16 protein-coding genes are annotated in these 24,045 nt (G+C 36.8%); all 16 read right to left on the reverse strand.

Annotation, left to right across the window (positions count from 1 at the left end):
• Positions 1 to 3: 3 nt before the first annotated feature.
• The 16 genes from RM553_RS01875 to RM553_RS01950 all read right to left on the reverse strand — a co-directional run bounded on the left by RM553_RS01875 (position 4) and on the right by RM553_RS01950 (position 24,013).
• Positions 4 to 2,469 carry a TraG family conjugative transposon ATPase gene (locus tag RM553_RS01875; protein WP_311533279.1) on the reverse strand — a complete coding sequence of 822 codons (2,466 nt, stop codon included), beginning with the start codon at positions 2,467 to 2,469 and terminating at the stop codon, positions 4 to 6.
• Between the two features lie 35 nt (positions 2,470 to 2,504).
• Complete coding sequence (locus RM553_RS01880; RefSeq protein WP_084839762.1) at positions 2,505 to 2,819, reverse strand: DUF4133 domain-containing protein; 315 nt, start codon at positions 2,817 to 2,819, stop codon at positions 2,505 to 2,507.
• 18 nt (positions 2,820 to 2,837) lie between these two features.
• A complete protein-coding gene (locus tag RM553_RS01885) occupies positions 2,838 to 8,360 on the reverse strand; it encodes a helicase-related protein (RefSeq protein ID WP_311533280.1) in 5,523 nt (1,840 codons plus the stop codon).
• Positions 8,361 to 8,445: 85 nt separating this feature from the next.
• Positions 8,446 to 8,874 carry a DUF1896 family protein gene (locus tag RM553_RS01890; RefSeq protein WP_311533281.1) on the reverse strand — a complete coding sequence of 143 codons (429 nt, stop codon included), beginning with the start codon at positions 8,872 to 8,874 and terminating at the stop codon, positions 8,446 to 8,448.
• Between the two features lie 12 nt (positions 8,875 to 8,886).
• Positions 8,887 to 9,222 (reverse strand): DUF4134 domain-containing protein, encoded by a 336-nt coding sequence (locus RM553_RS01895; RefSeq protein WP_432271441.1) that lies wholly within the window; start codon positions 9,220 to 9,222, stop codon positions 8,887 to 8,889.
• A gap of 137 nt (positions 9,223 to 9,359) precedes the next feature.
• Positions 9,360 to 9,830: a hypothetical protein gene (locus RM553_RS01900; protein ID WP_311533282.1), complete on the reverse strand. Its 471-nt coding sequence runs from the start codon at positions 9,828 to 9,830 to the stop codon at positions 9,360 to 9,362.
• Between the two features lie 233 nt (positions 9,831 to 10,063).
• On the reverse strand, positions 10,064 to 10,597 hold the full coding sequence (locus RM553_RS01905; RefSeq protein WP_311533283.1) for a hypothetical protein: 534 nt from the start codon (positions 10,595 to 10,597) through the stop codon (positions 10,064 to 10,066).
• Between the two features lie 12 nt (positions 10,598 to 10,609).
• Positions 10,610 to 11,824 (reverse strand): hypothetical protein, encoded by a 1,215-nt coding sequence (locus RM553_RS01910; protein WP_311533284.1) that lies wholly within the window; start codon positions 11,822 to 11,824, stop codon positions 10,610 to 10,612.
• 475 nt (positions 11,825 to 12,299) lie between these two features.
• Positions 12,300 to 12,923 carry an outer membrane beta-barrel protein gene (locus RM553_RS01915; RefSeq protein WP_311533285.1) on the reverse strand — a complete coding sequence of 208 codons (624 nt, stop codon included), beginning with the start codon at positions 12,921 to 12,923 and terminating at the stop codon, positions 12,300 to 12,302.
• 44 nt (positions 12,924 to 12,967) lie between these two features.
• On the reverse strand, positions 12,968 to 13,672 hold the full coding sequence (locus RM553_RS01920) for a hypothetical protein (RefSeq protein WP_311533286.1): 705 nt from the start codon (positions 13,670 to 13,672) through the stop codon (positions 12,968 to 12,970).
• A 546-nt stretch (positions 13,673 to 14,218) separates the two neighbouring features.
• On the reverse strand, positions 14,219 to 14,608 hold the full coding sequence (locus RM553_RS01925; RefSeq protein ID WP_311533287.1) for a hypothetical protein: 390 nt from the start codon (positions 14,606 to 14,608) through the stop codon (positions 14,219 to 14,221).
• Between the two features lie 27 nt (positions 14,609 to 14,635).
• The gene (locus RM553_RS01930; protein ID WP_311533288.1) at positions 14,636 to 16,843 is read right to left on the reverse strand and encodes a peptidase domain-containing ABC transporter; all 2,208 of its coding nucleotides are present in this window, start codon (positions 16,841 to 16,843) and stop codon (positions 14,636 to 14,638) included.
• A 3-nt stretch (positions 16,844 to 16,846) separates the two neighbouring features.
• Positions 16,847 to 18,061: a lanthionine synthetase LanC family protein gene (locus RM553_RS01935; protein WP_311533289.1), complete on the reverse strand. Its 1,215-nt coding sequence runs from the start codon at positions 18,059 to 18,061 to the stop codon at positions 16,847 to 16,849.
• Complete coding sequence (locus RM553_RS01940; RefSeq protein WP_311533290.1) at positions 18,058 to 21,159, reverse strand: lantibiotic dehydratase; 3,102 nt, start codon at positions 21,157 to 21,159, stop codon at positions 18,058 to 18,060. Before RM553_RS01940 ends, RM553_RS01935 begins: the two co-directional genes overlap by 4 nt.
• Positions 21,160 to 21,268: 109 nt before the next feature.
• A complete protein-coding gene (locus RM553_RS01945; protein WP_311533291.1) occupies positions 21,269 to 21,460 on the reverse strand; it encodes a class I lanthipeptide in 192 nt (63 codons plus the stop codon).
• Positions 21,461 to 21,541: 81 nt separating this feature from the next.
• Positions 21,542 to 24,013: a TonB-dependent receptor domain-containing protein gene (locus RM553_RS01950; RefSeq protein ID WP_311533292.1), complete on the reverse strand. Its 2,472-nt coding sequence runs from the start codon at positions 24,011 to 24,013 to the stop codon at positions 21,542 to 21,544.
• Positions 24,014 to 24,045: the final 32 nt, after the last annotated feature.

The raw sequence follows: 24,045 nt of genomic DNA on the forward strand, positions 1-24,045 counted from the left end.
TCATTATTTAAGTTTTAGATCTTCCGCCATTGCGGCAATGCCCTTGCGGATGTCCCCGCCAAATTTTGCCGCATATTCCATCAGTTTCACCTTTTCGGTTTGCTCGGTGGTGTACGCCAGGTATTCTTCCACGCTAACTTCGGTGCGGTACACTTTACTGAGCATTCCGCCGAGGCTGATAAAGACCTCTTTGTATTTTCGGGTGGGGTCGTTGACTTTATTGACCGATAACACGAGGGCTTTTTCTTTTTCTGTCAATCCTAAAAGTTCCTGTATTTGGTCAAATTTGTTCTGATACTTGCTCTGGTCGAGCAGTATTTTACAATCGCTGTTATTGATGATTGCCTGCTTGACCACCGGAGAAGAAATAATATCTTCTACTTCCTGGGTCACCACGATAGCCTCGCCAAAGAATTTCCGTACCGTTTTAAAGAGGTATTTGATGTATTCCGCAAAGCCTTCTTTCATCAGAGCTTTCCAGGCTTCTTCAATTAAGATCATCTTTCGGATGCCTTTCATTTTGCGCATCTTGTTGATGAAGACTTCCATGATAATGATGGTCACTACCGGGAAGAGGATGGGATGGTCTTTGATATTGTCCAGCTCAAATACAATAAAGCGCTCCTGTAAAAGGTTCAGGTTTTCAGTGGCATTGAGCAGGTAATCGAATTCCCCACCCTTGTAATACGGGCGGAGTACATACAGGAAATTATCCATATCAAAATCCCGGTCTTTTACCCGATCCTGTTGAAGTACCGCTACATAATTATCCCTCAGGAATTCATAAAAACTATTGAAACAAGGGAAGACCGATGGATTCTTTTCAAGGTGCTGGTAATACCCGGTAATGGCATTGGAAAGTGCAACATACTCACTGCGTTTAAAGGCTTCATCATCCTTTTTCCAAAGGGCGAGCAACAGTGTTTTAATACTTTCTTTCTTTTCTGTGTCCAGGTTGTCACTCTCCCCAATAAAGAAGGGGTTGAAACGGATCGGGTTTTCTTCACTGTAGGTGAAGTAGTAGCCGTTGACCATATCACACAGGCCTTTATAGCTATGTCCCACATCTACCAGTACAATATGGGTTCCCTGCTCGTAATAGCTGCGTACCATATGATTGGTAAAAAAGGATTTTCCGCTCCCGGAGGGGCCTAATATGAACTTGTTGCGGTTGGTACAAATCCCCATGTTCATAGGTTCATCACTAATGTCCACGTGCACGGGTTTGCCCGTCATGCGATCTCCCAGACGAATACCTACAGGACTTAAGGAAGTACGGTAACCCGTTTCCAGGTTCAGAAAACAAGTTGCCTGCTCGGCAAAGGTGTCGAAGGTGTCATTCATCGGAAAGTCAGCGGCATTGCCGGGAATACCCGCCCAGAAAATCTGGGGAGCTCCGATGGTTTCTGGTTTGGCTACCGCATCCATCTGCGCCAGTGCGGAGGAGACTTTGTTTTTCAGGTCTTTGAGTTCTTCCTTATCTTCCGTCCATACCAGTACATTAAAATGAGCTTTTACCGGAAGGCGTTGCTGACTGATGGCTTCATTTAAAAAATCATTGGTCGCATCACGGGCAATCATATTTTCCCGGCTGTAAGCAGACAAGGATTGCAATCGTAGCCTTTTGGATTCCAATTTTGCAATAGTCTTCTGGGCATCCTGGATAAACAGGTACTGATTGTAAATATGGTTACAGGGCAGTAGTTGCCCCAGCGTAGAGGCAAAGCCAATACTAAATTTGGTTTTGTCCGTACTGTACTTGTCGTAATTGATCCGGCTACCGCAAAGTGCCGGAAGGTCGGCAGCATCCCCCAAGGTGTAAAGTTGGCAATGCTTTGAACCTACCTGTAAACCTTCCTGGAAATTGATGTCTCCCAAGAGATACTGGTCATTGCGCGCGGAAAGGTAGCAGTACTTTTCAATGATACCCATTGTCCGTTTGCCGCTCCAAAGTTCCTTCTCCCGTAACCGGGTCAGCTTTACAAAACCACTATCTTCCATGATGCGTTGAAACTGACCGATACTGTCCAGAAAATCCTGTAACAAGGAGGGTTTCAGTGTTTCTTCCGGTACGATGCTCTTACGCAGCAGACTGGAATAGGCAGAAGTGGCCGCTTTCCGGTGAACCGGTTTTTTGGTCAGCAGGATATAACAGCTATGATCCAGAAAGGGGCGTTCATTAAAAAACCGCTCACTTGCCCGGCTTAAAAAACTGGTATCCGCTTTGGTAAAATCAGGCTGATGCCGGGTTTGTAAAAACCAGTCTTGTTTATGCAGTACACCAAATTTGGGCAATACCTTAATGGCTTTTACCCAGGCCTGATGAAAAGCTTCATATTCCTGATCGGAAAGGGTAAATATCTCCGGCAGGTCTGCTTTAAACACTACGGTGACATCGCCTTGTTTACTTAGGATGCAGTCGTGTTCCACATCCATAATCGGTAATAGATCCTCCAACATTTTTTCCATTCTTATAGTATTTACCGAGTTGTTACTTAATTTTTTTATCGTTTTAAAAAAGCCCTGCGGCTTCTGGAGCGAATTGCTTTGGGAACCTGCTTTCGTGCCAGGGTTTTCATGAGTCCGTGTTCCCCGTATTGATGGCTCATCCGATAGATCTTCATCACCAGCAGGGTTCCAGAGCCGAGAATAACACCGATACATACCAGTGTGGGTAGCCCGATGATATACATGATGGCAAATACGATGAGCAATCCTACCACACCGCCACCCAAATACCAGATATATTGGGCTTTTAATCCCTTAAATTCGATACTGCGGTTAATTCCTTTATTAACCTGATATACACTATTTCCCATACGTTTCTTTTTTTAATGTTACAATCGCATCCTGCTACGGGGACGCTCCGATGCCGAAGCAGCTACCACGGTTTCTTTCACGGCATGACCGTTGGTTTGATGTTCCCCGAGTTTGATAACCGGGGTTTGTTCTTCATCCGGTTCATTGGGTTGGTGTTGCTTTAACTGGTTTTCCTGAATCTTAATGGCGATCTGCCGTTCCAGATTAGCGAGTTCTGTTTTCAGTTCCCGTAGCTCGTGCTCCTTGGTAAAAGGTTTGGTGGTGAGTTTTTCAATCTTGGGAAGTTCTGTCTTCAGATCGGAAAGGTTCCGCTCATACCGCTCTTTGAGATGCTCCACCCGGTCAATGGCATTTAAAAAATGCCGTGCTGCCAGCTTCGGATTATCCGTATTGGGTAAACCGTTATTGTAGGTATATTTAATCCCCTCACTTTCCCTTTGTGCATAGAAGCTATTGGAATACCGGTATTCAAATAATCCGTTTTCTTCGTAGGCTTCCTGTTGTCTGCGGATGTATAACTGAAAACCGTACAGGTTGCCAATTTTTTCTTCGTGTTGTCCGGCTTTTGGCTTCCAGTTTTGAAACAGCTCTATAATATGCTTGCCTATAGCTTCACTGTCCCGACCAGCTATTCCGTCCAATTGAATGGGGTTGGCTTTCTTACCTTCTTTGGTCATCTGGAGACAGTCTTTATACACGGCTGCATCGGCAGAAAGCTTTCCAAGTGTTTTTTCAGTGGAAGTATGGTCGTTTTGCAGTTTTTCCAACTGGTATTTATGACGAGTGAGTTCTCTAAAGTGGGAATGTTTCAGACTTTCCATCACCGCCACTTTCTTTTCCAGTTTGCTTTTTTCCAAAAGGGAGGTGTCCCCGGAAAGGATGGCAATGTATTCGGAGAAGTTCATACCACTTTTTTCATCTACAGCCCCTTCATCAATGGTTCGGACATTGAGTTCATTGTTTTTCATTTGGGAAATGAAGGTCTGTTTGTTTTTAAGCAGGTTGAATTTGTAATTGTCCAGCGATTGCTCCACGGCATAGACAAAATTCTGTACCTGATTGCCGTAATGTTCTTTGGCAATACGGTTACCCTGTCTCGCCCCACGGCCATTGCGCTGTTCCAGTTCCGAAGGTTTCCAGGGAATATCCAGGTGGTGCATCGCTACCACACGTTCCTGTACATTCAAACCGGTTCCCGCTTTTTCCGTACTTCCGAGCAGGATGCGGATTTCACCCCGGTTCATTTTACGGAAGAGTTCCGGTTTCTTGCGATCCGTCCAGTCGTGGATAAAAGTGACTTCCGAGACAGGGATATGAAAATCCTTCACCAGTTTTTCCTTCAGGGTATCATAAATATTAAACCGATCCGGTTTGGGTGTCCCGATATCTGAAAAGATAATCTGCGTCCCTTTATGAGGTTGGGTGTGGTGATAAATTTCAGCGATCTTTCTTGCTGCGGTGTTCACTTTGTTGTCCGGATGGTCTCCGTATTTCCAATCATCTACCAATCGCATATCGGCTGCCATTTTCTTGGCGTAATTGGTTGCTATAAGCATACGCCCTTTATCTTCTTCAGGGGTCAGCCTGCCACGCCCGATCAGTTCTCCATTGCCGGTCTTGGCGAATTGCATCAGGTTTTTAATAAACACCGATTGCTGCGGTGTAGGAGGGATATTGACCAGGGTTTCACTGAGTTCCGGTTTATCCAGTTTGATGTGCCTGGCGGTTTTGTAATCGGTAATCTCGTTATAGAACAAAGCCAGTTCAGGGACTTTGATAAAATGACGGAAGCGTTCTTTGGCAATGATCTCATTGGTGACACTAAACTCAAAGTCCGTGGTTTTACGGGCAAATACCGCAGCCCAGCCGTCAAAATTCTCAATACGCTGACGTTCCATTTCTTTAGGTCGCAGGTATTTGAATAGCAGGTACATTTCCGTCAGGCTGTTGGAAATCGGTGTACCTGATAAGAAGGTCACACAGAGATCGGAATTGAAACGCTCCTGCAAGGTGCGCACGGCAAAAAGCATGTTAAGTGCCTTTTGGCTCCCCGCCATATTGCCCAGTCCGGCCACACGGTTATGACGGGTGGTAAAGGTCAGGTTTTTGAATTTATGGGATTCGTCCACAAACAAATGGTCAATACCCATTTCTTTAAAGTTGATGCCGGTATCCTTCTTTTCTTCAATATCCTTGAGTACCGTTTTTAATTTTCCTTCCAGATTGTTTTTTCGTATTTCCAGTCCTTTGAGCATCTTTTTGGAAATCGCCCCGCCCAACTCCCTAACGGTATTCAGGTCACGCTGGATATGATCCAATTCTGTCTGGAAAATCTGTTGCTGCATTTCCGGGGACTGTGGTATTTTACCGAACTGGTCATGGGTAAGGATAATACAATCCCAGTTGTTGTTTTTGATTTCATGGAATAAGCGTAGCCTTTTAGCCGGTGTAAAATCATTTTGCCCCGGGGATAATATTCTTGCATTGGGATAGGCTTTACGATAGGTTTCTGCAATTTGATTGACATTGGCTTTCAGGGCAAGGATCATCGGTTTTTGGACAATGCCGAGCCGTTTCATTTCCTGTGCGGAAACGATCATGGTAAGGGTTTTTCCCAATCCCACTTCGTGATCGATGAGTGCGCCCCTGTTCTGGATGATTCTCCATGCGGCATTCTTCTGACTGCTGTACAAATCTTCAATGCCCAAAGCCTTTTTGTCCAGTCCGGGAAAGTTCAGGTGACTACCGTCAAATTCCCGTAGTACATAACAGTTGAAAGTATCATTGTACAGGTTTTCGATATGCTTTTTATCGGTGTCCGGCAATTCCTTGAGCCAGTCTATAAAGCCATTTCGTATCTGGTCGATCTTTTGGTGCGCCAGTTGAATGGCTTCATTATCGGGAACCCGTATGCTTTTGCCATCCCCAACGGATACTTCATAGGTAAAGAACGGGGTCGTATTTTCCAGGGCATGTTCCAGCAAGGTATAGCCGTAAGTTGTCCGTCCGCTTTTCGGGGTGACGGCAAACTCCCGGGCTACTTTGGTATTCATCCCGGTGGTGACCTTAAAGGCATCCAGGGAAGGGAAATAGTTGATATCCGTATGTTGTTCGAAAAGTTCCGCTGCAAAACGTTCATAATAGCTTAAGGGAATCCAGCGTTCGCCCAGATTAAAATCCAATAGTTCGAACGGGATACGCTGCGGTTGTACTTTTTCCAAAGCGGTCAGGCTTCGCTGTACTTGCAGGTTATCATTTTCAGCACCTACTTGTTGTTTTGCCTGTCGTAATTTTTCCACCACGTTACCGCTCAGGAACTGATCTGCGGTTTCCCAGTCTTTGCTTACCGGGTTTAGGTAAATATGTTCACCCAAACGGGCAATGGTTTCCGGTTTCTCCAATCCCATTGCTGCACTGATAAAATCAATATCCACCTTTCCGGTATCGTTCAGGCTATGCGCCAGGGCTTCAATCGGATCATCGGTGACAAAGCGTTTTACGGATGACTGAGCAGTTCCGGTCAATATATCGGATTTGACAAAATGTTCGCCTTCCCTGCGTTCCAGAGAGGATAACATGATCAAACCGAAAGCGGGATCTTCCAATATGCGTCTGCGGTTACCTTGGCTGTTTAACTGCCCGTATTGGGAAATGAACTGGTCATAATTTTGGTTAAGTTCATCCCGCTCGGTTTGAGAAACCGGAGTTCCTGTACTTTCTTTTTCGGAGATTTCCAGATACTTATCCCGAAGGCTGGTATAGTGTTCATAGAAACGCTTATCGGCTTGCATCCCCAAGGGTTGGAACACCGCATTTTTAAAATCATTATCAATTTCGGAAAGCGTACCCACTTGTCCCTGATAAACGATCAGTGTTCCTTCTTTATGAAAGGCTTGTATATCGGTATAGGTACGTGCTGCCTGCCCGTTTAATTGAAATATCCCTTCTAAAGTTTGGTCGCCTTCGTAGGTAAATGCATGGCCAAATCCTTGTAACTCCCCGGACAGGTTTTGCAGTTCATGCCCCAATAAGCGTGCATCCATCCAATTGGCAGAGAAATGATCAATCTCTTTGACATTGGAATACAGTTTATACAGGTAACGATTGGATTTTTGTTGTTTGGCTGTCAAGAGCACCATACTCTCGTGGATAGGATTATCGGTAGTTCGAATGGTACTGATGACCCGTGCGCTTTCTTTTCGAACAACGGTTGCATCCAAAGGGTTAATATAGGCTATGGCACGGTTGATTTGTTCTGCCGGAGCGGTATCAAAAAGCCCTAACTGCACAGAAACGGTTTCTGCTTTATTCTCAGGCATCGGAAGATAGGTGAGCTTACTGCTACCAAATTCCTGTTTTTCTTTTGGAAGGTATTGACTTTGGAAATAACGTTCCCGATTTAAACGGGTATTAAAACCTTCGGTAATCGTCTGTCCAAGTTTTTCACGGATGTCATTGAGGTCGCCTTGCTGCCATACGGTTTCGTGTGCCTGTCCGTATTGATTTTTACCTGGTTGGATGGTATTGCCCGTAATGATATCCCGATGCTGTTGAATATAGCTATTGCTATGGTAGGTTCCGAATTCATTCTCTAATGGTACGGTAGTCATTAGTAATGCTTCTTCTTCGGACAGGGTCTCTTTTGTTGCATTCTTTTGAACAATCAGCAGGTGATTGGGAGCTTCGGTATTGCCGGTATCCCTCATCAGGTTGTCGGGCATAACGGACAGGCTTATAAAATCCGATTTACCGAACAGGTATTCCCTCGCTTTTTGATTGGAAGGGCTATTTAGGAAAGCATCCGTGGTAATATAAGCCATGAGACCGCCATCCGCCAGTTTGTCCAAGCCTTTGGCAAAAAAGTAATTGTGTATTTTTCCTGAGAGTGCCTTATCTAGATACGCCTCATCATATACCGAAAAGTTGCCGAACGGGATATTGCTGACGATAAGGTCATAGCTGGAATTTTCGGAGACCGGAGTTTCTTCAAAACCGGTGATATGGATTTCTGCCGGAACAGGCAGCGTACTATTGATAGCGGAGAGTACCAGCCCGGAAAGAGTATCTTTCTCGACGGCGGTGATCTGGTTCAATTCAGGAAAAGCCTTTACAGCTTCACTGATAAAAACACCGGAACCCGCCGAAGGTTCGTACAATCGTTTGGGTTGCAGGTTTTGAGCTGCAAGGACAATATATAAAGTTTCCGGGACTACCTGTGGGGTATAAAAGGCGGTCAGGACACTATTACGTAAAGAAGAAATGATATTCCGATATTGAATCTGGCTGTAATTTTCCTTTAGCAGGTCATGAAGTTCCATAATACCTGCATGGTGTTTCAGGTCTTCTTTGGTAGCCCCATTAGCTGACCAATCTCCCGGTGTGCCATAAGGATAAAGGATGGCCTTGATGCCTCCAAAACCTGAGAATTTTTTCAGGTTCGAGACTTCATCAGAGTTTAGTTCTTTTCCGTCTTGATGGCTCAGGGCGATTCGGATCGCCTTGATATTGTCCTTTAGTTTTTCTGAAATATTGTAAGCCATATCCACACATTTTCATTCTCACAATTCCTCTATGGCTGAAAAGCCGTCACCTTCTCCTGATGACTGGCTTTTTTCTTCTCAGTAGTTAATTGAGATACTCGTGTATCTGTCCGATGACAGTGTACCTTAGCTGCCTGTCTTCTTCATTTTCTGTATTAAATCCGTATCCGTCAAAGATGTCCTTGCAATAGGCAATCAGGTTGAGGACTTCATAAGTGAGCGTGCCACTTTCCCGTAACCCCTCATAGTCGGCAGTAAATTCTTCCTCAAGTATTGAAAGGAGGTAGTGGTAACGGGAAGGTTTGAGCTCTTCGGTCATCTGCTCCAGACATAATTCTTCCACAACATAACCGGGCTGGTTTTCACAAAGTAATTGTTCTGCCAAAGGTATAATGTCCTTTACTTTTGAATCTAGATATGTTGTCACCGAATAGTCTTCCTGCAAATTGAACATCAGTTCGGGATTGTTGTGGACGATAAACGCCCACAACTTTTCTTTTAATAGTGTCTGCATACTTCAGGGATTTTAGATACCGAAGAACGACTGGATTACGGTAGCCACAACCACCAGGAAAATACAACTGCCAAACCAGGCGGCTGCCACTTTGCCGGTGTCCTGATCTCCATTGTTCCATTTCTGATACACTTTGACCGCCCCGATCAAGCCTAGGATAGCTCCCACAGCATACATCAGGTTGGTGCCTGCGGCAAAATAGCTGCGTACTTTCATGTTGGCTTCATTGATCCCCTCAATACCATCTTGTGCATAGGCACTGTATTGAATGGCCAATAATGCCATAGCGGCACAAATGGTGATAACCTTTTTGCGGTTAAACTTTGTTTTCTTGCTGCACATTTTCATAACTCACATGTATTAAAGTTTAAAATTAAATGCTTTTAATAAAAGCGGAACGGTTTCGCTACCTCATGCCCATCCTTTTCTGTCACACATCGCCTTACGCTCGGGGTAGGGAAGGGAAACACGTTCCGCCGGGACGGCTACCTTTTATCACTCCACAATTCATCTACTTCCTCTTCATTGAAGGCAGCAATCCCTTGTTTTTCGCACTCCGATACAATAAGTTCGTTGATCGAAGGGCGGAGCGCGGATGTTTTTATGGAAGGAAATTCTTTAAGGACAAGGCGCAGGTACTGTCTAAATTCTTCCTTGACAAGTTGTTTGCCAAGCGCATCGGCAATCATGGCTTTTACCTTCTCGATCAGGTTTTCTACTTCTGCAAATTCGTCCTTGGCTTCCTTATCAGTAGTTACAGGAATACTTTCTAAAGTTTCATTTGGTAAGGTTCCATGTTGCGGAAATCCAGATGGCTTTAGGAGAAGTTTTCGTTTTCCTGAAAGCAGATCTTTCAAGTCACCGGAAAAATATTGTACCCCAACAAATAAGTAATAAATAATTAGTAGTATGGAGACTGCCAACAGGTAGTCCGTCCATGAAATTTGGGTAAACATACGCCTCTCATTTTATCGTTCTACAATTCAACGCGGCATTATAATGTCGGGTTGATTCCTAATATCGATAACAAAGAAACGGATGAAGGAGGGCTGCTACAAGTCCAACTTTTTGTTGGAACCTCTTTGTAACCCTGGGAACCTCAATGAAATATATGATTCAGAAAAGAAATTTTTTCAAAAAAAAAGAACCTCAGAAAGTTCTCTTTTGTATATATGGCTTTGAAAGATTCTTATTGCTTTATCAATTTCCATTTCCCGTCTGAGAAAAGTAGTGTAGCAGAGAGCACAATCGGTTTTGAAAAATCACGTTTCATTAAAAGAGAAAAGGGTGTAACATTGGTACAGGTTACTGTATAAGTCACCGGGATAGATGTTTTACCATTGGATTCAGTGCTATTTCCAAGTTCTATTTGGCTTACAGTTTCTTCTGCAACCTTTACTTTTTGTATGTCCATTTTCTTTTCCTCATCCGTAGGTTTTATCAGATACGGTTGAGCTGCTTTGGTAAAAGATACCAAAGGCGATCCGAGGTCATTTATCTTTTGTGTTTTCTGAATAGTAACCATACCTGCCGTATCAAGCTTTAGATCCAAAAGCTTTTTAGCATGAGCGGGATCACTACAAAAGATTTCATAATCAATAGTATGAGGGTAATGTAATTCTTCAGTGATAATTTTTAGGACAGTATCCTCATTCGGTTTGTTGACAGTATAACATCCTGTAAACAGAATAACGGTAAAGAATAAAAGAAGTAGTTTTTTCATAATGTGATGATTTTAATATTCCCTAATTTTTTTAATGATACGCTCTAGTGTTTCAATGGCTATTTGTTTATCCCGTTCTTCGGCCACATAAGATTTACTACGCATGCCATCATAAGAAAGGTCTTTTTTGTGAGATGTGGATAAATGAGGGACTATGGTTTTAAATACCTGGCTCATGGATTTTGCCACCAATATCCGCGATTCATCCGCGGCACGAAGTATAAGTCCTATCTGGTCTGTAGAAAGCATACAAAGCACTTTCTGTTTTTCCTTTGGAGTTGCCGGATTAGACTTTTGTTTTTCCATTTTGCTATGCAAGGGAACCACCGATAAGCGCAGTTTCTTTTCTAAATAAAGAATCTCCTGAACAAACCAATTACCCAAAATTGTTTCCAGACCATGGTATTTGGGATTAAGAATCATATTAGGCTTTCGATGTAATTGATTAAATGCTTTGTAGTAATAAAGCAGCCTATCCATCTTTTCTATAGTGTTGTCATAACTATTTATGCATCTGGCAAGACGATCAGTAAGTAAGTTCATATAAGCCTTACTGTTATAGTTCAGGTAGATCAGTAACTCATCAAGGGGAGAATAAGCTTCAGTTTGATCTTTTTTCCAATCAAGATCTTCAAGGCCTCGTAAGAGGGTTTTTTTATAGAATACATCTCTAAATGTTACTTGGTACTGAAGACAGGTGGTATTGACAAAATGGTATAATCGGTTTAATATTATTTTAAAAGCAGGATTTTGCTTAACATCGTCATTGACGTTTGATTTCAGTTTATCCACTTTTTTCTTAAGTTCTTTCCGGGTAACAGAAAGATAGGTTTTTGGAACTCTTTCTTCTGGACTGAGATTATCGCAAAATCGTGTTTCTATAAAGGAGAGGAGTTCGTCAATATTTGATAATAGAACTTTATAAAGATTCTTTAAATTGGCCGTTTTTGATGAGGTGGTTTTATTCTGCAATGCCTGGTCAAGGAGTACGATCAGTGAGGAGTGATATTGCTTTATCAGTAGTATAATTTCTTTTTGCTTATTGCTGGAGAAAATCTGGCTCTTTATAAGTGATTGTAGACGTAAGTTCTCTTGAGGAAGGCGATCGATGATATAATCTAACTGCTCACTATCAATAGAAGTTATATCTGTTCTGTCGGGATTAAGTGTAACTGTAATTAATAGATCAAGCCATTCTAGGGGGTATGGTAGGTATTCATTTTTCAATGCTATATAGTAATTTTATTAAAACTAACTTCAAGACATAATTGCATCTGATCTATAAAAATTTCAGCCTTAATAAACGAGGCAATAATGAACCAGGTTGTCCAGGAACCAAGTCTGTTCATTTGGATACAAGAGAAGCCAAACAAAAATCTCAATGCAATAGCAACTGGGGCACAAATTTTAAAGTTCTTCCTCCTTATTTAATCAAAAAGGGGCTGAACCTTTGAAAGTCTAACCCCTGTTTATTTTAATCTAAGCAAGTTATAGCAATGTCTTTCGCCTCTACCGCTCAAACATTGACAACTTGTGGTCCGGAAGGAGAAGGGGGTACTATTTGCTATTATGGAGGACAATTGAAATGGTTCTCGAAAGTTGTGGTATTATTATAAATATTTAAGGATTAGATTCTTATATAATATCTTTTAATTGATTTTACACCAATTTTTGAAACAGAAAATTTTTAAACTCCGCATAATTAATTTCCAAGAGTATAACCTATAGAAAACATAATTTGATAAATTTCGTTTTTTAGGTTAACTGGTCCAGAGTTAACTTTCTTTCCTATATCCAGTAAGTATGATGCATTCAACCCTAATCTAATTCTCTCTAAATCTCTTACTAATCCTATTTCAGTTTTAGCACCGAAGGAAAATTTTTCCATCTCGTAATAGGATGAATAGACTTCACTCTTAAAGCTTGCATCACTTACCAATAAATCCATTTTAGGACCTGCTCCTATAAATAAATGATGATCTACATTCGAAAATAATTTTAATCTTAAAGTACTGTTGAAATGAATAAAATCCCACGTTTCTTCTATCTCAGATAACTCTTCAGATAAATTTGGATTCTTTTCATATCCTCCTATTTTAATATAACCTACCTCACTAGAAATGTAAAATTGCTTTCTATTCCAATAGTCCAAGCCTATATTAACCGAATAACTCTTAATTTTTTGTTCTAGAACATCAAATTTCTTAGAATTACTAAAAGAAGAAAAAGTAATGCCATTATTCAGCTTAAGGGTTTGAGCAGTAACATGAAAATATGATCCTAGAAGAATAAAAAAAAATGGAACAAAAATTTTTTTTGATTTCATCTCAAAACCTTTTAATGCGATTTATTTTAAAATAAGTTCTTTAATTAATATTCTAAATAGAAATAATTAAAAGGTAAATTTTGTCCAATTTGTTCTGGAAGATATCTGTTGATATATTTTCCCTCTAAACTATTGATAACCCGTATGCTGTAGGTGGTTATTATTAAGGTTTGAGAAGTTGAACTAGCGTTCGTGTAATAATTTAAGCCTTTTTCGAAATTTTGCAGGTCAGTGTAGCCGGTCCACTCTTTCGGACTTCCATTGACATACAATATCTTAGGTTCAGCTCTTCCTACAGAATTAATGGATAATTCCACCTCTGCTTTATTTAGGTAAACGTCACAATAGTAATATCCTGTGGCTAATAAAGGTGCACCTGAAATTGCTAATAAAACATCATCTTGAATTTTTGTCTGTTGTGAATATACTGAAAAAGGGCCTTCCCATTCTATGCTTGATTTGGCGATTATTGAATTGAAATTGCCTCCTTTAGAAAATAGGAGATTTAACTCTTCTCCTTTATTAATTTTTTTATAATCTTTAAAATCTAAGGCAATTAGACTATCCAATTCTGCTAATGTTAAAACCTTGACTTTATTAAGAGTATCGATGCTAATTTGGTTACCAGCCTTCAAATCTTCGGCCGTTGATCCTTCTGGATTATTTGAACTGCCAAGATTTATGATTGCCTCTTTACTGCAGGAAAAAATTATTAAAAGAAATCCGGATAATAGAAAAAATTTCTTCATGATATTGAATTGTAGTTAATAGTAATATAAATGTATGAAGGAGGAATAAATAGATTTCTTATTAAACCACATTTCGAATTCGGGAAAACCACGTTTAACAAAATAGAGTATGAGCAAGGAAAAGCAAATATGGTTAATTTATAGTGGATAGTGAATTCAGTTAAGGAGGGCGATTAGCGAGGAGTGATATTGCTTTATCCGTATTATATTTTTTTTGCATACTGGTGGAGAAAATCTGGCTCTTTATAAGTGATTGTAGACGTAGGTTCTCTTGAGGAAGGCGATCGATGATATAATCTAGTTGCTCACTATCAATAGAAGTTATTTCTGTTCTGTCGGAATTAAGAGTGACTGTAATTAATAGATCGAGCCATTCCAGGGGGTACGGTAGGTATTCATTTTTTAATGCTATATAATAAATTTCATTAAGACCAACTTCAAGACGTAATAATTATCTTAATCCTTCTTGATGCTATTGAATCTTACTGAAGCGATCTATGAATAGATAAATGAGGAAGCTGATATAAGGGGATAAGGTTGTTAAAATTAAAGAAACGGAATAATACTTTGGAAAAAATTTTGTTTGCCGATCAAAATTTTTCCATCGGTAACAAGGTTGTCTTCTAGTTCATTAATCAGGTTTATTGATAACTCACTTCCAGTAATTTCATACTTCTCACTAGCTATTTTCTTGAGAGGTACTATTATTTCCTGATAATTCTCCAATTCTATTCTCTCAGATTGATCTAGGTCAGCATTAGAAATCAAGAATAATTTATTTTTACTAGCCACTATCTCCACATCCGTGTATTCTGGAACTTCTATTACATATTTCCCCATTAAAAACATAAACATCACCAAGATTATTACGAACCAGGATCCATATTTTACCGTTAGTCCTCTTCTACCCAATGAAATTTCAGATAACTTTTCCATGAATAAATATTATATTAAAAGCTATAATTAATTACCTAATTCTAATTGATTTTTAACAAGATGAAAATAATCCCCTTTATTGGAAACTAATGATGAGTGATTACCGCATTCAACTATGTTACCATTCTTTAAAACAATAATTTGGTGAGCATTTTTTACTGTACTTAACCTATGTGCTATTATGACTGAGGTTTTACCCTTCAAAAATTCATCTAATTTCTCCATTATCAACTTTTCATTATCAGCATCAAGTGCACTTGTTGCTTCATCAAAAAACAAATATTTTGGGTTTTTATAGACCGCTCTAGCAATTAGAATACGTTGCTTCTGCCCTCCACTTATACCATTACCTGCAGCTCCAATTTTTGTTTTGATCCCCAAAGGCAATCGTTCAATAAATTCACTTAAATTAGCTGTTTCAATCGCCTTCCGTAATTTTTTATCATTTACATTTTCATCCCCAGTTACGATATTCCTTTCAATAGTGTCTGAAAAAATGAAACCATCTTGCATAACTGCGCCACAATGTTTTCTCCAGCTTCTTGAGGACATTTCATTTAATAGAAATTCGTTTACAGAAATTTCACCTGATGCAGGAGGATAAAATTTTAATAGAATTTTCATCAGGGTTGTCTTACCACTACCGCTAGCTCCTACAATGGCTGTTATTTTCCCTTCGGGTATAAATAAACTTATATCTTTTAAAATATAAGGGGACTTCGGACCTTCATATTGAAAGCTTAGATCATGTATTCTTATACCTCTCGAACCATGATTTTCACTTTGATCAATTTTTTGACCATCCAATATGATTTGACCTTGAATTTCTTCTTCATTTTGAGAGTGTACTTCTCCTAATCTATCCATACTAATACGCGCATCCTGAAATGAACGAAAGAAATTTGTTAGCTGATTAATCGGCGAATTCATTTGTCCAATGATATACGAGATACTTAGCATCGCTCCTAAAGAGATATTCCCTTTTATCACTTCATTAGCGGCAATAAAGGTTACCAAAATGTTTTTAAGGTGATTGATAAAATTAAATCCAACACTCTGATATTGATTAACCTGTAATATTCTTTGGTTAACCTGGAATAATTTTATTTGAATTCCCTCCCAAGCATTATTTTTAAACCTTTCGAAATTATTAAGCTTTATTTCCTGCATACCATTGATAAGCTCATAAATAGAATCTTGATGTTCCGCTCTTCTTTGAAAGCTCTGATAATCCAGTATTTTCCTTTTATTTAGAAAAAATAACACCCATATTATTGCCAAAATTGTAAAAATCAAATACACCATTACTATCATTAAATCGTAATAAGCTAAGACGATAAAAAATACAGATACATTGATTAAAGAAAATAACGTAAATAAACTTTGGGATGTTAGAAAAGCTTCAATTCTTTCATGATCTGCTATTCTTTGAGTAAAATCACCTATCATTTTAGCATCAAAGAATTTAATTGGAAGCTTCATGAGCTTTCGGAGGAAGTCAGAAATTATGGAGATATTTATTCTGGCCCCAATATATAGTGTAATCCAGTTTCTTATGATCTCAATTACTGAATTCCCTAAAAATAAAAATATTTGGGCCAACAAAATTATATATACAATTCTCAAGCTTTGATTACCAATTCCCTCATCTATTAATGCTTGAGTAAGAAAAGGAAAAATTAAAGTCAATAGAGAACCTCCTAGTAGACCTATAAATAATTGGAAGAATTCAGATTTATAAGGCCTTAAATAATGGAAAATAAACTGAAAATTTTTTTTTTCCTCTTTTGGAGGTTTTATATCAAGAAACTGATCACCAGGTTTTAAAAATAATGCTACACCTGTGTCGTTATCACTTAGCCAAGATTTTTCTAATTGTTCTGCAGTGAGCTTGATAAAACCATAACCAGGATCTGCTATTTTATAAACATTTTTTTTTGAAAAAAAATCATATTTAACATCATAAAGAACAACAAAATGATTTTGATTCCAGTGAAGAATACATGGCAAGTTTTTTTTATTACTGATTTCTTCTATCGCCACCTTTGCTGAAAAAGTATCGAAACCAATTTTTTCTGAAGCAATACTAATACCTAATAAGCTGACCCCATCTTTACCTAAAAAGCAATTTTCTCGAAGATAACCTAAAGGGTACTTTTTCTTGTAATACATTGCTATCATCGCAATACATGCCGGACCACAGTCCATTTGATCGTGTTGTGCGATAAACTTCATCGGTTATGATCCAATTAATAATAATTCATTCACTTTCGGTAGCTTCTTGTTATTCTCAATCATAAGGGTAATACCAATTCCAGCAATACCCCAGTAAAAAGAATATTTAGCAGAGCTATCTATTTTCCTATCATTTTCATACTGAAACTGAAACCCCGCCAGATTTTGTTTAGAGGAATTTCTATAACTCATTATTTGCTTATACCAATACTTATATACCTGCAAATAGGTCTTGTCAGATGTTGTCTCAAAAAGGTCTCTATACATGTGGTACAGTCCCGAACATCCATATAGAATACTCGCATCTTCAGTATAGGCCGAATTTAGTTTTCTTATTGAAGTAATCTTTGATATTTTTTCAATCCTCTCTTCAAACTCATAGAATTTAAACGTCTTGATTGATTTATATATAGAAAGTATTATTCCCAAATCTCCATAACACATAGATAGTTGCGTTGGTACTAATTTTTCGGAAAGAGGGAATTTATGAGGAAAAAAGCCGTTATGGAAATCTCTATCCCTATTTATGACAAATGAAATAGCTTTTTTAACAATCTCTTTAAGCTCTGGGTATTCACCATCATATATTCTGAAATCAACAATCTTGGAAAGAAAATTAATGATCATGGCTGAGCCGTGAGACAAGCCTAAATATATTTGATTATTATACGTTGGTGACTTCCAATATACTTCTTGATCATTAAGAAGTATAGCATCTTTTAAGATAGATCTAACAATTTTATTTAATGCATAACGTGAAAAAGGATCTTTATCATAGTTATATTTATTTAGAAAGTAATATCCACTTGCTAAACTACCACTAAAATAATCATGATCTTTCCTGGACATTGATTGTTTGGCTGTCTCAAATAAAACATCATTCAAAAATTGAAAATTTTCAGAAAAATCATAATTTTCCCCGTAGTGTCTTTGGATAAATATTAACCCTTTCCCGAAACTGGATATCGTTTGTCCAATCGATTCTCCCTTAAACTTTAATGAGTGGTTTTCTTTAAACGAAATATTAGAGAGCATATTGATTGATTCTTCAATTAAAGATTCTCCTTTTAATAAATACTCTTTATTATCAAAATAATATTGGTAGTAATAATAGAAAACTGCGGCACCCATCTTTCCGTATTCTACTGATGCATCAGAAAATACCTCTAAATGAGAATCTATATCCTTTCTTATTTTTTGAATTACATCTTCGATCATTTCGATTTTTTCATTCTGTGATAAATAGAATTATAAGTTCTAAACATGAAAAAATAGATCACCAATTCATGCATTCTGGCCTTTGTAACAAAAATTCTATTCATATTTATATGAACATAATCCTTGATAAGTTTTTTGAAAATTTCCTGATTGCTACAGTTATTCTTTATTAAACCAGCAATAGCTGCATTTTTCTGAGATCTAAAGTTCAATGGTTTAACAAAGCTTTCAACTTCGGAATAATTATTTAATCGAAGTATTGAATCTATATAGCTAAGATTTTCTTTATACTTTTTTTCTATAGACTTTTTAAACTCCTTAAGATATTCTGAATTAGAAACATCTACATTTTCCGGCGTAAATGTTTGAAAAAGTTCATCAAAAATTTGAATTCTCATTCTTAGAGGAATATCAAAATCATCCATTAAAAAATGTAGAGACATTAATCCTATTTTCCATCTTAATTCTTCATCCAAAAGATCATCTGAAGAAATTAATTCTAAAATTGCAACACTATCATTGAAAAAAAATTCTTCGGATAGTTCCATATTATAGCTTCCGTATCTTTCAACTTCTCTTTTATAAGTGTCGATTTCGATAGAAGATACAATGCCCTCTTCTACCAAATCCTCAATCAAATTATTTATATACTCGATACGTTCTTGATTAAGTTTATGTTTAACGCGAAACCTAATATGAAACTCTGGGTCATTATACCTTATATAATGCCAAAGGGTCTTTTCAATAGTACTAAATTGTTTCATATAAGGTTTAATCACCTTTCTAATTATAGTATCACCATATTTATGACTTGTATAAATTTTGAAAAAACTCCAATCTTCGCCAGGTAAAAATTTTCTCTTAATTTTTTTCTCTGAATCTATATAACTCTCATTTTGCTCCTTCACTTCTACCTTATTAAGCAAAGGAAAAATAAATTCTGCACTAAATTCTTCTCCATTTTCGTTAGGCAACCTTAGGGGGTCAAGATATTCATATACTGTGATAGCTCTTTTTGCAATTTCCTTCATCAAAATATGCAAGCAAGTATCTTCATTGGTTGCCAAAACTATTACGTTGTCTCTTTTTTTAATTTTACAGAGTTTGGGAATATTACTAGTGTTAATAATCTTCTTCAACTTATCAATAGTTATATTTTCATTTTTTTCTATCCGCCAACGCGCTTCTGATAGTATCAATTCTTTGTATTCTACCCGTGGTAAAAAATTATTATTTTTTAAAATTCCCCATCCCCATTTAAACCCAGAGTCTACACCATAAAATTGGAAATCGCCCAAAAAATTAATTACTGGCAACTGATTCTCATTATAATTGTACGCATTGGAATATCTAGGTTTTACATCCTTATTTAAACGTTTTGACCTTAATTTAATTTCTCCTTGTTCATATCGTATATATAGATCATCAATTGATATTACGCAGGAGCCTTCTCTTTTACTTTCTGAGGCATAAGGTAAATCATAGTTATAGAAATTTGGCCGAAGCAAAACATTTCCTAATCTATCCTCTCTATGATGAAGAAGTTCCGCGTAGACACATTGACCAGAATCTTTTTCTGTTATATCTTCCAAATTTTTCCTTAACTCTTCATCGTAATAAGCAAATCTTGATAATATAATATGAGCATTAGCCGTGGGAATGGGTGAAGATGGTAAAAACTTAAAATTACCGGTATTAAGGTCTTTACTATTCTTACAAATAAAAGATCCAAATAAATGACTATTGAAACCAAACGAAGGTAGCTTTTCCTGATCAATAGACGCCTCCTTTACATCTTTCTCAGACAACTTGATCGGGGTAAAATTAATAGGAGAAAAGCTCTGATTATATTTTTTCAGAATAAGCTTTATTAATGGGCTAACTTCAGCATCACTATCCCTAAAATTTTTAAAAGTAAAATATATATTGTTTAAAAGCGGAGTGTGCTCTAAATTACCACTTATGTGTAAGTCATAACCTACTCCAAAGTCTGGATCTAAGGCTTTGACTAACGGGATTTCTTGAGTTTCAAACTTTTTATAAAATCTTTTTATAAAATTTGACATTCTATAATCAATACTGCTTTTGACTAATGGGATAATTTCTTCAGCTCTTTTAGCTAATCGGGATGTTATATTTTCACTTATGACATTATTTTTCAAAGTTATTTTGGAATCTATTTGAAAAATTTGATGTTTTTTATTGAAGCTATCCTCAAATTGATTCGATAGCCTATCAATTTCTTTGATTACTTTATTAGAATTCAAGAGGTTTTTTGAAGTAATATTCTTTCTTACCGCTAAAATTGATTTTAAACTATTGGTTTGAAATTTATACTTTCTTAAATAATCTTCTAATTCACATAAGGGATCATCCAAACTCGTCATAAAAGGAGGGACTCTATCTACAAGTATTTTATTTTCTATTAATGCATTGACATAATCATCAATCTCTTCTTTAGAAACATTTTGCAGTTTATTTTGAAGAAAAACTTCTATTTCAATTTTTTTAATTCCCGGTTTGGCTAATTTTATAATTGAATCCAAAATTGGATCTTGTGGAATCTCTAAGATTTCATAGTTATAACCATTAATCCAATTTATATACCTCCAATTACTGCCAAAAACATACATCGTGTTATTTGGATATAATGGAATATCAAGTAAGCCCTGTTTAGCAAAAATTTCATCTTTTACATGTTTAAGAAAGTAAACATCCGTTCTCGCCTTTGGTATAATTTTTTCATTTTCAAGAACTATATCTGTAGGACCTTGGGACACTTGCCCTGATGCAAAACCGGCAAAAAGACCATAAGGCGTACATCTGCAACACATCCGTATATAATATTTGTATAAACTTTGAAGGACCCGATCTGACGGAGAAAATTCAATATCATCATTTTGCAACCAATTGAGTGCTACTTCATAAAATTCCTTAGAGGCAAAATATAATGCATTAAGAAATTTAATTTCTTTGAAATAAGATTTTATCAAAGAAATATCCTTTGCTCTCATTGCATCATTCAATGATCCAAAATTAGCTGAAGGAAGAGATGATATACGGGCTACGAAAAAATTGGTAGGATTAAGAATTTTCAATTGAATAAAATATGTTTTGACTTCTTTAGATGTGATAAAATTTAAGCAGCTTAATTAAAAACAAACAACCTTTCCAGATTAAATCTGGAAAGGTTGTCTTAAATACTAATTACTCAATATTAGTAGTGGAAGTGGTACTACAATTTTTAGTAGTAGAAGTTCCTGAACAACCTGTTTCAACTTCTGTATCTACACTTTTACTTCTTGCATTATTACCACCTTTAACTGAGCTTAATTGGTCTTCATTTAATTTAGCTATGGTTTTTTTGCTAAATTGAAGTTTACTGAATTTTTTATTCATGACTATAAATTTAAAATTGGTCTCTACTCTTTAAAGGATTTTCGAGTTTCTCCTCAACGCGCGTTTGTCTTTATTTTATTATTAATTTGCTCTTGATTTCTCATTGAACTGAATATTCTTTTTATTGCCATTTACTTTGTTGTTCCCAAATGAATAACTTAAACTAATGACCAGCCTTCTACGATCAAAGTAGCTAGTAAATTCCGATCTATATCCTGAATTATAGGAATAGCCATTACTTTCAAATGTTTTAAAAAGATCAGTTATAACTGCACTAGCGGTGAGCTTTTTATTTAGGAAAGATGCTTTTACTCCCGGTGAAAAGTTTAGTTGACTTTCTATATTTATATTTGCATACACGTAAGGAAGATCATGCCAGTAATTCAATAGTAAAAACCAGGTTTCATCTGTATTTAAGGTTATAGTGTTGTATAGCGAATAGGAAAACGAATTAACATTTAGTCCTTCTGCCTCCTGAATAATCGGTTCCGTAGCAGTATATGTTCCTGTAGCACTAAAAGAGATCTCCCATGCATTAAAATAGCGGTCATTATAATTAATTTGTAAGCCGAGTTTGTTTTCATCAAAGCTATTTTCTATAACATTAGTATAAATCCCATTATTTAGACGAGCTATATTTGAAATGCCATTTTTGCTATATTGATAATAGAAACTTGAACTGAGCTTATTTCTAAACGTGTATGTAAACTCCAGATTGTCACTAAAGGTTGGCCGTAATGTTGGGGTTCCTGTAAAATATGTATATGGATTTGTATACCATCTAAAGGGGTTTAAAGACTGGAAACTAGGACGGTCAATTCTTTTAGAATAACTTAGTGTAAAAGAATTCTCCATCGATGGTTGATATTGAACATAAGCGGTTGGAAATAATCTACCATAGGAATTATTAATAATATCATTATTCTGTTCAGGCGATGTTCCAATCAACGTAGTATACTCATATCTCAAACCTGATTTAGCCGACCATTGATCATTAAAATCTTTCTGCCAACTTATGTAAGCCGCATAATTTTTTTCATTATAATCAAATGCATTACTTTTCTCTGGGTCAATTACATAATTTGAATTAATGACATTGTAATAATCGACATTAGAATTGTTTTCAAATGAAGTATATTTTATTCCACTTTCCACTGTTCCAAATTGATACGGAAGTGTGATATCCGCTTGGCCTGAATAAATATTATAATCTAAATAACTACTATTACGAACAATAGATGCATTCTTCCCATTATCACTAATTGTTTCGAAATCATTAACTTTATCAGGACTGTTTCTCAAGTAATTTCCAGTAATATTAATTCTCTTTCCAGTAGTATCTAATTGTATATCATAATAAGCATTTAAGGTATGAGTTGAAGTTTCCCAGCGTTGCTGTTGAAAAGTACTGAGAATGGAATCTATAGCACCGTGAGATTCATACCTACTTATACCACTGGCATCAATAGCCTGATTTCTATTATTGAAATCATATATAACACCAATATTTTGATTTTTATTTATTTTAAGGTCGAAACTGTAATTAAGACCTAAAGTTTCGGAGTTATCTTTGCGCACCTCACTCGTATAGATACTGTTATTTTCCCCTATCAAGTTACGCGATCCAACTGGTTTAACAGAATATTCATTTTGCCGGAGTTTTAAAGAAGAACTAATGCTATTCGATTGATAATTGATCGTTGCTCCAGAACCAAAACCATCATATGATGTTTTCTGATAAGAACTATTCAAATTCCCATTCCAGCCAAGGTTTTGATTCTTTTTTAAAATGATATTGATAATTCCGCTATTACCTTGGGCACTATATCTCGATGGAGGTGTAGTAATCACTTCTATACTTGCTATATTATCGGAACGCAGAGATTGAAGATAACTAGTCAACTCATTGCCCGAAAGATGAAGTATTCTATCGTTTATCATCAGAATAATATTTCCTTTACCAACGATAGAGACATTTTCGTTTTGAATTCTTACTAATGGCGTATTGCTCAATGCATCCAATGCACTCATTCCTTGTGACGCTATCGAATTTTCAACATTAAATACTAAACGATCTACTTCTCTCTCAATTAAAGGTTTCTTACCTTTAATTGTTACCTCATTTAATAAGTTTGGATCATCATTTAAATTTATTTTTCCCAAATTGATATCTTTTGTCACTTCAATCGTATCATTCCATTTTTTATATCCAATAAAACTTATTTGAAGAATATAATTCCCTGGTGATGTTTTGATAAAATACTCTCCATCATCATTCGTAATCTCTCCCGCAATTAATTGATTATCTGCGTCAAATAACACTACGTTTGCAAAACTTATTGGCTTATCATTTGTATCATAAACCTCCCCGGAAATTTGTATTTGCGAAAAGGTTAGTAATGGGAAAAGCATAATTAAAGTGGGTATTAAATTTTTGATTCTCATTCTTGATTTAAATGTTAATCTAAAATTAAACTCTTCTAATGACATTTGGGTTTGGAAATACCACATGATTATTGTGGGAAAACCACATTTCTTTGCATTTTTAGACATAATTAGGTGAATTTGTTAGTTTCTCTGTAAAC

Origin of the sequence: Autumnicola tepida, assembly GCF_031846485.1 — a bacterium.
In the GTDB taxonomy this organism is placed as follows: domain Bacteria; phylum Bacteroidota; class Bacteroidia; order Flavobacteriales; family Flavobacteriaceae; genus Autumnicola; species Autumnicola tepida.

What these genes read in the sequence shown, in the direction of transcription:
- RM553_RS01875 (WP_311533279.1), bottom strand. Translation starts at nt 2,469, where the DNA reads ATGGAAAAAATGTTGGAGGATCTATTACCGATTATGGATGTGGAACAC.
- RM553_RS01880 (WP_084839762.1), bottom strand. Translation starts at nt 2,819, where the DNA reads ATGGGAAATAGTGTATATCAGGTTAATAAAGGAATTAACCGCAGTATC.
- RM553_RS01885 (WP_311533280.1), bottom strand. Translation starts at nt 8,360, where the DNA reads ATGGCTTACAATATTTCAGAAAAACTAAAGGACAATATCAAGGCGATC.
- RM553_RS01890 (WP_311533281.1), bottom strand. Translation starts at nt 8,874, where the DNA reads ATGCAGACACTATTAAAAGAAAAGTTGTGGGCGTTTATCGTCCACAAC.
- RM553_RS01895 (WP_432271441.1), bottom strand. Translation starts at nt 9,222, where the DNA reads ATGAAAATGTGCAGCAAGAAAACAAAGTTTAACCGCAAAAAGGTTATC.
- RM553_RS01900 (WP_311533282.1), bottom strand. Translation starts at nt 9,830, where the DNA reads ATGTTTACCCAAATTTCATGGACGGACTACCTGTTGGCAGTCTCCATA.
- RM553_RS01905 (WP_311533283.1), bottom strand. Translation starts at nt 10,597, where the DNA reads ATGAAAAAACTACTTCTTTTATTCTTTACCGTTATTCTGTTTACAGGA.
- RM553_RS01915 (WP_311533285.1), bottom strand. Translation starts at nt 12,923, where the DNA reads ATGAAATCAAAAAAAATTTTTGTTCCATTTTTTTTTATTCTTCTAGGA.
- RM553_RS01920 (WP_311533286.1), bottom strand. Translation starts at nt 13,672, where the DNA reads ATGAAGAAATTTTTTCTATTATCCGGATTTCTTTTAATAATTTTTTCC.
- RM553_RS01925 (WP_311533287.1), bottom strand. Translation starts at nt 14,608, where the DNA reads ATGGAAAAGTTATCTGAAATTTCATTGGGTAGAAGAGGACTAACGGTA.
- RM553_RS01930 (WP_311533288.1), bottom strand. Translation starts at nt 16,843, where the DNA reads ATGAAGTTTATCGCACAACACGATCAAATGGACTGTGGTCCGGCATGT.
- RM553_RS01935 (WP_311533289.1), bottom strand. Translation starts at nt 18,061, where the DNA reads ATGATCGAAGATGTAATTCAAAAAATAAGAAAGGATATAGATTCTCAT.
- RM553_RS01945 (WP_311533291.1), bottom strand. Translation starts at nt 21,460, where the DNA reads ATGAATAAAAAATTCAGTAAACTTCAATTTAGCAAAAAAACCATAGCT.
- RM553_RS01950 (WP_311533292.1), bottom strand. Translation starts at nt 24,013, where the DNA reads ATGTCTAAAAATGCAAAGAAATGTGGTTTTCCCACAATAATCATGTGG.